The following is a 9,080-nucleotide window of genomic DNA, read 5'->3' as shown; positions in this document are numbered from 1 at the left end:
CGCCTTGGCTTGCACGTTCTGCTCGGATAAGATCGGCATCGAATAGGATTGCGCCAGGGCGATGGCCTGATGCATCAGCAGATCATGGGCCAGCGTGGCCAGGTTTTCACCTTGGTACTGGGCCAGGGCCTTCATGATGTCGTAGTTGTCGTCGTTGACGCGCACCACGATGCGGCGGTGACGGATTTTGCGGGGATCGTCGTACATGGCAGCCTCCGAGGATCAAGCCCGTCCGGCCTTGACGTCTTTGTCGTAGGCGGCCATGCCACGCAAGATCAGCAGGCGCACAAAGGACGAGCGGGTGCGCAGATCCTGGCGTGCCAGCTCAGCCAGTCTTTGCTCTTCATCAGCTTCAAGGCGGAAGGTAACAGCCACCGAAGTATCGGTATGGGGGCGGGATACGTGCTTGGAGAGGGTAGGCATATGGGATAATTAGTTGTACACGTCACTTAGCAATGACGGCACTTTATCACTCAAACGAGTGATTCGCAAACATTTTTAATCCAAATGAGTGACTTTTCTGACCGTCTAAAAGAAGAGCGAAAACGCCTAGGGCTCAACCAAGAGGAATTTGCAGCGCTTGGGGGAGTTAAAAAGGGCGCGCAATTTAATTATGAAAATGGGAGCCGTGCACCAGATACCGACTATCTGTTCTCTATCGCACTGGCTGGAGTGGATCTAGTGTATTTGATGACTGGTGAGCCATCGGCGAGCACCATGTCAGACGATGAAAACGAGTTGTTGGCTGGCTATCGGAAGTTGGATCTTCGTGCGAAGGCCCGTGTTCTTGGTGTAGTCGAGGGAGCGAGCGATGCCGATACTCTTCCGTCCGCTCCAAAAAATCGATCAAACATAACCATTCACGGAGGCGTCGGACAACAAATCCACGGGGAGACCTTTAAGAAGGTCGTGGGCCCTCAGATGGTCAAAGCCCCATCTAAGAAAAAGTCATGAAATGGAGTAGTGCCTCTTCGATGTGATAGATGGCTGCGTTGAGGGTTATTTTTACGAAGTAGGGTGGTAATGGTAGGGAAAATTAATATTCGCGGAAACGTTTCTCAGCTCATCAATGGGAATGTGCATAGTATCAGTGGCCCAACGACCATTGGTACTCGGAATTCGAGTGAAGTAATAGACGCGGAAGATCCTCCACGGATCACTGAATTCCAGCGGAAAAGAATCAACGTATTAGTGAAAGAATTGTCTGCCATTTCCGGTGAAAAGGAAGTCGAAATTTATAAGGTCTTTATGAAAGACTTTGGAATTCGATATTTCCGGGAGCTCCCGATTGAGCATTATTCGACCGTGAAAGAAACGCTAGAGGAATGGATTTCGGCTGGTGCTGCCAAAGCAGGTCCGGTTGCGGTACCAGAGGTGGTGAAAGCACACAGTGAAAGAGTGCAACATCAACTTGGATGTCCGGCTTGCATTGAAAAGGACGCATCTTTCGGACGTGCTCTAAGGGCTATATTTGCACTGGCGGTCTTGGCGTTTTTGCTCTCGCTATTATGCGGATGGCTGCTCTATAAGATGCCTGTTTCTTGAGTTGCGTCCAAGTTGACTCCTATTTGAAGTAAATGAATTCCTCAATCATCCTGGTCCAGCCTAGGGGGCTGGTAATCCAGGAGAGGGCCAGTTCTGCGAGGAAACCAACACATCGGATAGTTTTGGCTTAAGAGACCGCCGAAAAGCCATACGTCAATCTGCTCATACAACTATGCAGAACAAACTCATAGAGATGTTTTTTCTATGTTAGGTACCGAACAGTTCGGTACAAGCCAAATCGTTACCTTAATCTACTGAACATCTGTTCAATCAATTCCCTTCTAGTCAAAGTCGGCAAGAGCTTGTCCGGAAGTCTCGAATCCAGTCCCGTCTGTCTTCATCTGTTCGACAAGGAGTTCATATGCTCACCTACGAAACTGCTGGTAGCGATGGTAGCTTCTGCTACCGATTGGAGTACTCGCAGTGTGATGCTGGCTGGTTTCTCGAGTCCATGCTGGTGAAACGAGGCGGTGAATCGATACTGTTGAAGCGCGGGCCAAAGACTGTTTATCGTACAGAGGCGCTAGCCATTGCCTACGGAATCAATAGTTGCGAGGCCATTGTTAGCAGTTTCACGCTTGGAGCTTTGAGTTGGAGCGAATACAGGAATTCTCACGGGCAGTTACCTTGATTGGGCCGCTCATTCCTTGCCATCCAGGTTTCTTTTCCCCATGTTTTTACGAATTATTCCGGCCGGTTGCCAGATGAGAATCACCCAAGAATCAATTCGATTTTCTCCTTTCGAAAACGAAAAGTTGCGTCCAAAGGCATCATCCAGCTCCGCATTTCTTGCAGTGTTGAGTAGAGCTTTTCTTTGGACACCTATGTGCTCGCTTGCGGTATGGCTATCGGTAGAATAGGCGGGCCATTGGGCTATCCATAGAATGCCACGTTCAAAAGAAGGGGCCCTCTTGTCCTCACCCCTTTAACCTCATCTACGATTTCTTGCCATCCGTTTTGTGAGATGTCGAGTGCCCTTGCTTCTTCGTCATGGTCGAATATTGGCCGCCTGCGACCGGGTCGCCGTCGTTATCGCGGCTGGACTTGACGGTCTTGCCGCTACTCTCTCCCGCGACCGCCAATTTTTGATAAGTGCTGGTGTCTTTGCTGCGTTGATTTTTGCTAGACATGTCATTTCTCCTTGAGTGTCGGTTGGCAATTCGTCTGCGCTTCTAATATCGCTACGCCGACGATGAGACATGCTGTTCCTATTAAAATTCAGCGGATGTAGGTGCAAGGCTTATGTCGCTGTAGTCATACAGGCTATGCGCAAATTCATTTACGCCATTGGTTCGTAAGGGATATGGAACTGCATCCTCTATGGTTGTCAGCGCACATACCAAAAGCTTTTTATGGATTATCGTGAATGTTGAATCGCGGCGGGATATCGACCGTAGAAACGCTCGTCGCTCTTCAGAGGAGTTCGCTGTCTTTATGCCCCCTGGTCACCGCGGCACTTTTGTCGTCTATCGATAAAGCGTGGCAGCCCATACGTTAGCTCGCATATATGAGCTCAAAGAATTAAAAAGATGCTCGTGGAAAAAATATAAAAATTCTTTCTTAATGTTCGGTGGCGAACAGATTAAGAATGTCCGAGCAGGCGATGCTTCGTCTTGCAGTAAGCGTGAATGGCGTATGGCTTGCAACGGCGTCAGCACTGTTCATTCAGATAAGCGCGTCGTTCCTGGATATTCCCAAGGCTCCAAGAAGAATCAAATCGTAGCAGTTCGCTTTCCACTATCTTTGCCACATTCAACCTAGAGGTCACTCAATGAAAAATGTCATTTCAGGGGTATTCCTATCCGCTTCCTTGATGCTGTCCAGCGCCGCTGTCCATGCATCGACCGACATCAACAACACTTCCACGATCACTTTCAACGGGCCCAGCTCGTCGATTGGTGCCTCATATGGAGACGGCACCAGCGGCAAGACTTTCACCGAGAATTTCACTTTCGCGCAGGGTACCGTCTTCAACGTTTCGTCCGCGGTGATCTCGATCGCACTGGACTCCATGTCGGGGCTCAACATCAGCAGCTTCACTCTGAGCGGAAACGGCGTGACCGCGACTGGGCATCTGACTTCCAGCACAGGCTTGCAGACATGGACCTTGCATGCCTCCAATCTTACCTCCGGGCTGTACACCCTATCAGCAATCGGCAAGGTCACGGGTACTAGTGGCGGAAGCTTCGGAGGCAACATCAGCGTGGCCGCGGTTCCGGAGAATTCCACTGTGGCAATGATGCTGGCTGGGCTTGGCATAGTCGGCTTCGCTGCCTTGCGCCATCGTCGCAAATCGAAGATGCATGGGGCAAATTCGACCGGCCTCGTGCCGGTATAAAAGGCAAAGCGGAAGAACTTTGAAACTGCCCATGCGGGCAGTTTTTTTATGCTGAACGCTTCCATGTGTCCGGTATCGAACATCTGTGAATCCCAAGTCTATCGTTATTTTCCGATCGGCACTCAATCTCCCTTGCCCCAATTGGATTGCAGCATGTCTAATTCAAATCTTCCATTAAAGAATCATCTTCTGGCCGCGTTGGCACCGGACGTGCAGCATCGCCTGCTTCCCCAGCTGGAATGGATTTCTCTTCCCTTGGGGATGGTGCTCTACGAATCGGGCGATACGTTGCAGCATGTCTATTTCCCGACCGACTCCATCGTGTCCCTGCTGTATGTCATGGACGACGGTGCGTCGGCAGAAATTTCCGTAGTTGGCAACGACGGTTTTATTGGCATCGCCATTTTGATGGGAGGAGAAAGTACTCCCAGCAGAGCGATCGTGCAGAGTGGCGGTAGCGCTTATCGTCTTTCTGCCAGCCGCTTCAAGGAAGAATTCCATCGCGATACTGGTACGCTTCATCTGATGTTGCGTTACAGCCAGGCGCTGCTGACGCAGATGGCGCAGACCGCCGTCTGCAATCGCCACCATTCCATCGACCAGCAGTTGTGCCGGTGGTTATTGTTATCTTTGGACCGACTGTCGGGCAACCAGGTGACCATGACGCAAGAGCTTATCGCCAACATGCTTGGAGTGCGGCGCGAGGGCGTCACCGAGGCAGCTGGCAAGCTGCAACGGCAGGGTGTAATCGAGTACAGCAGGGGGCGGCTGACAGTGCTGAACAGACCCAGACTGGAAGAGCTGTGCTGCGAATGCTACGCGGTGGTCAGAAAGGAAACCCAACGCTTGTTACCGCCTACCCGCTTCGAAAGTTGATGAGGCTAACACTTCGATCTAGCGCCTGCGCGCGTAGCTTGTCGAATGGCTGGAACCCGGCAGCTTGGTCAAGCAGCTTTGGTTACGTAGCGCACCGACCGTACGCGAGGTCATGGGTACGATCGGATTTAAGAGGAATATCAAATTTGTCGGCGCGCCCATGGCCGGTAGATGGCGCTCATCTTGAGCACGGAGGCGATTGCGGGAGTTCAGGCATGCACACCAGCCGCATCAAGTTCTTCAAGGGATTTCAGATCGAGGTCACGGTAACTCGTTACGCAGAGGATTGTTGCGTATTTACCAATATACGGCGATTTGCCAGGATTTCAGCGACTGGGGGCGATGTCATTTTTGCGCAATGGGTTGACCTGCGGGCACGCTCCTCCGCAATGGCCTTTCAGTACGCGTTCGTACGCGCACACTCCGAAATAGAGAAGCGCGGAGTGCACGGCGAGCTTACAGGCACTTAGACGTCAGATGACCTCCCCAAAGTCGAGAAGTATCGTCGATCTGGGTTCCGCTAAGTTGGGTAACGAACAGATAACCGACCGTTAAGGCAATAGAATGGGGGGTAATGGCATAGTACTTCCTTGAAGCCGGCCGGCTCTGGATCGGGAGGCAGTATGAATACAAGCGCACTAATCGGTGGCGGTATCAGCAGCGATTTCGACGGCAACTTGATGGAGTAACTTGAGCTACGTAACGTCAAGATTTCAGCCATGTAGGAGAACGATGTGGCGGTTGCAATCGGCGACCAGCACTGGGATCTTTATGGATTCATCGGAGCGGATTCGCAGTCGGATCTGGCCATCTTGCTCAAATCCTGTCACCGCTTGAGCGCTGACACGCGTTTATGCCTGGGCGGAAAGTTTCAGAGAGTCTTGTCACCGTCGGTTAGCGCGCCAGTGCACGGCGGACGCAGCGTAAGCTTGCTATAGCGTCTTTGTATAGAGCTTAGTTTCGTCGATGTAGCAAGAACACGCCTGCTTTTCAAGGTGCTTTCGGTTGAGAATGGTCACGTGGCCGCGGCTGTATTCGATAATGCCGTTGCTCCGCAATTGGGTGGCCGCGGCAGTGATACCAACACGTCGCACTCCCAACAACGATGCCAGTGTTTCCTGGGTGATTGAAAATTCTTGGGCATTGGAGCGATCCTGACTCATTAGTAGCCACTTTGCGAGGCGCTCGGAGAGGGTATGGAATTTGATGCAGCGGCATGTGCTATAGAGTTGCTCTATGACGATGTTGATGTATCGATTCAGCACTAGCTGTAGTCCCTTATTTTGGTTCAATTCAGTGCGGAAAGCTGCGGTGGAAATACTCCATGCTCGGCCCGGATAGAGTACCGAGGCGTGGAACTCGGTGGACTTCAATCCCAGCGCGAAGGGAATCCCGTACATGCCTTCCCGACCGACCATGCTGACTTCGAAGTTCGGCGTTGCATCGCCCAGCGAAAGAATGGAGATCAAGCCATTGATTGGAAAATAAATCAAACTGGCACGGGGCGTCGATAGGATTCGACCAGCCTGCAGGTCAATCAAAGTGCATTGCTTTAACAGGTGTGACCGGTCGGTTTGGGATAGTGACGCGATAATATGGTTCTGGTCATTTTCCAATTCATCTCTCAGGTAATAGGGCAAAAAAAGTAGGCACGGCGAATGCCGTGATGCCGTTTCAATGAATGGAGTATGACCCTTTTGTATATTTGTCACCGTCCGTTAACGAACATACGAGGCCCTTAATGGCCAGTAAATCAACGGGGCGGAAGGGCTAGGAAGCCGTTACGAACTGACGGAAAGAACAACTTGAGAGGACCATCAATCGGAGATTGACATTAGGACGCCAGAGCGCCATCGTACTCAAGCGAAATCCTGATAACTTCTTCGCCGAGACCGAAAAAGCGGCCTGTTGTACTGCGCATCGTATCCCTGGTCTCGGCTTCACCAACGATTCCCTGCTGCAAGGGCGCATCCACTCCTATCTGGATAGGCAGACCAGTCGCCTGGACGAGGCCAACTTCTAAGAGATCCCGATTGACTCGTCTCTACGCAAGACACACAACAATCAGCGCAATGGTATGCACCGCCAGGCTATCAACCGGGGCCGCTCGACCTATGAGCTAAGCTGCTGGGCGGCGGCTGCCCATGCTAACCCGGAGCGGTTCGCCGATTGCCATTGGCAATCCAAGCTGTTCTGGAAGAGAAAAACACTGGCTGAGCAGCTCCTCATCTTCAGTGCCTTCCACTTCGGGCTCATACGGATGCAGATTCCAGCCCTCATGCTAACGCGTAATATCACTGCTGAACAATGTTGACCTGATACTGGCGCAGTAAGTCGCCTAAGGGCTGGGATTCGGAGTGCGAGAAGCTGCCCCCGGCTGTTCGACACGCCACCAAATATGCCGACTCTTCTGCCCTCCCTCTAAGCGCTTATAAAGACGAGAGCTGGATTGCCGCCAAACGTGTCGTGTTGTGCTCACCCGCGGCGTGGACGGCACGAAGCTGACGGTGATCTACGTATACCTGCGGCAGCAAGTCACCGTGCGGCCAGCAGCTGGACGTGGCGATCTGCGCGAAGAGCACGCCGTTTCACGTCGAGATAACACTGTTGGCCGCCCCGTCGACGCTATATGATGCGGTGATAATCGTCGACGGAGAGGAGGCATTGATGCCGCTGGCTGCCAATCTGCTGGTTACTGATTTCCTGCGTGATCAGTATCGTATCTGTTGGCCCGTCCTCGGGCTAGGAATCGCCAACATAGTGAGCGAAAAGGTGGAACTCCCCCGAGGTCCAGCTCAACTGTGAAGACGATTTCCGCTTGGCCGCCGTAGACACCGCCCACGTAGATGAGCTACTGGAGCAATTGGCCGAAGCGTTGGCAGAACAGCTTGAATTGGACCACGACGCCTTGGCGTGAGGTCTGCCTTTGGCCCTACTAGTCACTTGCCGTCCAGGTGTTAAGGCCGGCGAAATCAAGAACGGAATGCGCCATGTTGAAGAAACTAAAACGCCTGTGGTTCTCAGAGATGAAGAAGGCCACAAGCGCGCAACGCAAGCGCATCGAAACGATCTTGAAAGTGTTTCGAACCAATCCATCCACGACGACCAAAGCCGAGAGGCGATCTGCCCCCCCCTCCGATGCTTCCAAACCAATCGGCGCATGGGTCAGCGGTCATCTCCGTCATGGTTCCGGCCTGACGCAACGTATCCACTATCGGCTATTCCTGCCTTGTAGACCAGAAGCCGCTATGCCGCTGGTCGTGATGCTGCACGGTTGTCAGCAGAACGCTGCTGAGTTCGCACAAGGGACGGACCTGAACGTGCATGCGGCGAAAAGGGGGGGCGCCGTTCTCTAACCAGAGCAGCCGCTACGCGCTCATCCGCAGCGATGCTGGAAATGGTACGACAAGACGACTCAAAAAGGGGGCTGGGATGTCGCGACGCTGGCAGCATTGATCGAAGATGTCGTCTCTTCTCATGCCATTGATCGGCAGCGCATCTATGTCTGCGGGATCTCCGCGGGGGCGGCCATGGCGCACATCCTTGCGTTGATGCATCCTTCGCTGGTAGCAGCCGTTGGCCTACATTCTAGCCCCGTCTTTGGCGCTTGCAACAGCGCGGCCGGTGCATACAGGGTGATGCAGCATGGAAGCGGACATCCAGGGGGAGCCATGGATGAACTGCTTGTACGCTTGCCGCGCATGTAGACAATGCCAGCTATTCTGATCGGTGGTGACATTGAAAAGACCGTACGGTCAGTTAACCAGCGCCAATTGGTGGAGCAGTTCGTGAGTCTTAACCGGACATTAGCTCTAACTGCAATGCCGACCAAGGAAAGAAGGTTCGGCCGGGCTTCGAGGAATGCGCCGATGCAGCGCAGGTTCACGATCAACGATCATACCATCGGGCGTAAAGTGATGATCCGTTCGGTAATGATCTTGGCCACGCGTGGAGCGGGGGCGATGACGCGATGTCCCGTAACGCACAAGGACCGGACACGAGCCGACTGATGCTGAATTTCCTTGAGCGGCATCGCCGGTATTGATTGTGGACGGTATCAACTGCAGCTCTGACATCGATGCTGCTAATGGAGATGTCGCCGCGCCTGCCTGTTTAGGTGACCGGCTCTTTGTGCTGTCTGCTCATTGCCAGTACATAAGCCCATTCGTCTAAAGCAGGAATCCGTTCCCTCCCTATCTCTGAGAAATAAGTGAAGACGGTTTGTGGCAAATCTGCGAACAAATTGTAGTTGCCCCCGCAATTCAGGACACTCAGACATCGTTAAGTTACTGATGCTGCAGCCCGTCTGAACTCGCGAGGC

Annotated in this window: 11 protein-coding genes and 1 pseudogene; 8 read left to right on the top strand and 4 right to left on the bottom strand. The window is 52.7% G+C overall.

What is annotated here, in order from left to right; translation table 11 throughout:
• Both BTM36_RS26965 and BTM36_RS26960 read right to left on the bottom strand, forming a co-directional pair.
• A partial coding sequence (locus BTM36_RS26965) for a hypothetical protein (protein ID WP_077238138.1) occupies positions 1 to 207 on the bottom strand: 207 nt, incomplete at its 3' end.
• 15 nt (positions 208 to 222) lie between these two features.
• Positions 223 to 423 (bottom strand): hypothetical protein, encoded by a 201-nt coding sequence (locus BTM36_RS26960; protein WP_006465443.1) that lies wholly within the window; start codon positions 421 to 423, stop codon positions 223 to 225.
• A gap of 84 nt (positions 424 to 507) precedes the next feature.
• Here BTM36_RS26960 and BTM36_RS26955 point away from each other — a divergent pair, with 84 nt between their 5' ends.
• From BTM36_RS26955 to BTM36_RS26950, 3 genes are all read left to right on the top strand, one after another.
• Entirely contained in the window at positions 508 to 954 is a 447-nt protein-coding gene (locus BTM36_RS26955; RefSeq protein ID WP_039784340.1) for a helix-turn-helix domain-containing protein, read from the top strand.
• 69 nt (positions 955 to 1,023) lie between these two features.
• On the top strand, positions 1,024 to 1,545 hold the full coding sequence (locus BTM36_RS28215; protein ID WP_139347317.1) for a hypothetical protein: 522 nt from the start codon (positions 1,024 to 1,026) through the stop codon (positions 1,543 to 1,545).
• Positions 1,546 to 1,906: 361 nt separating this feature from the next.
• Positions 1,907 to 2,176 carry a hypothetical protein gene (locus BTM36_RS26950; protein ID WP_044530752.1) on the top strand — a complete coding sequence of 90 codons (270 nt, stop codon included), beginning with the start codon at positions 1,907 to 1,909 and terminating at the stop codon, positions 2,174 to 2,176.
• A 304-nt stretch (positions 2,177 to 2,480) separates the two neighbouring features.
• Here the strand turns inward: BTM36_RS26950 and BTM36_RS26945 are convergent, their stop codons facing one another.
• The gene (locus tag BTM36_RS26945) at positions 2,481 to 2,675 is read right to left on the bottom strand and encodes a hypothetical protein (RefSeq protein WP_006465445.1); all 195 of its coding nucleotides are present in this window, start codon (positions 2,673 to 2,675) and stop codon (positions 2,481 to 2,483) included.
• 641 nt (positions 2,676 to 3,316) lie between these two features.
• Between BTM36_RS26945 and BTM36_RS26940 the strand changes: the two genes are divergently transcribed.
• Positions 3,317 to 3,883 carry an FxDxF family PEP-CTERM protein gene (locus BTM36_RS26940; RefSeq protein ID WP_077238593.1) on the top strand — a complete coding sequence of 189 codons (567 nt, stop codon included), beginning with the start codon at positions 3,317 to 3,319 and terminating at the stop codon, positions 3,881 to 3,883.
• Between the two features lie 153 nt (positions 3,884 to 4,036).
• Positions 4,037 to 4,759: a Crp/Fnr family transcriptional regulator gene (locus tag BTM36_RS26935; RefSeq protein ID WP_077238592.1), complete on the top strand. Its 723-nt coding sequence runs from the start codon at positions 4,037 to 4,039 to the stop codon at positions 4,757 to 4,759.
• Positions 4,760 to 5,691: 932 nt separating this feature from the next.
• Here the strand turns inward: BTM36_RS26935 and BTM36_RS26925 are convergent.
• Positions 5,692 to 6,300, bottom strand: coding sequence for a Crp/Fnr family transcriptional regulator (locus BTM36_RS26925; RefSeq protein ID WP_006465449.1), 609 nt, complete (start codon positions 6,298 to 6,300; stop codon positions 5,692 to 5,694).
• Between the two features lie 287 nt (positions 6,301 to 6,587).
• Here BTM36_RS26925 and BTM36_RS26920 point away from each other — a divergent pair, with 287 nt between their 5' ends.
• From BTM36_RS26920 to BTM36_RS29450, 3 genes and pseudogenes are all read left to right on the top strand, one after another.
• Positions 6,588 to 6,782, top strand: a complete 195-nt coding sequence (locus tag BTM36_RS26920; RefSeq protein WP_157845667.1) for a catalase — start codon at positions 6,588 to 6,590, stop codon at positions 6,780 to 6,782.
• Between the two features lie 536 nt (positions 6,783 to 7,318).
• Complete coding sequence (locus BTM36_RS26910) at positions 7,319 to 7,564, top strand: hypothetical protein (RefSeq protein ID WP_044530755.1); 246 nt, start codon at positions 7,319 to 7,321, stop codon at positions 7,562 to 7,564.
• A gap of 185 nt (positions 7,565 to 7,749) precedes the next feature.
• Positions 7,750 to 8,466 (top strand): annotated as a pseudogene (locus BTM36_RS29450) (PHB depolymerase family esterase).
• Positions 8,467 to 9,080 lie beyond the last annotated feature (614 nt).

The sequence above is a fragment of the Herbaspirillum sp. VT-16-41 genome (assembly GCF_001994935.1).
Taxonomy (GTDB): domain Bacteria; phylum Pseudomonadota; class Gammaproteobacteria; order Burkholderiales; family Burkholderiaceae_D; genus Herbaspirillum; species Herbaspirillum frisingense.
This window is presented reverse-complemented; position numbering and strand designations above follow the sequence as displayed.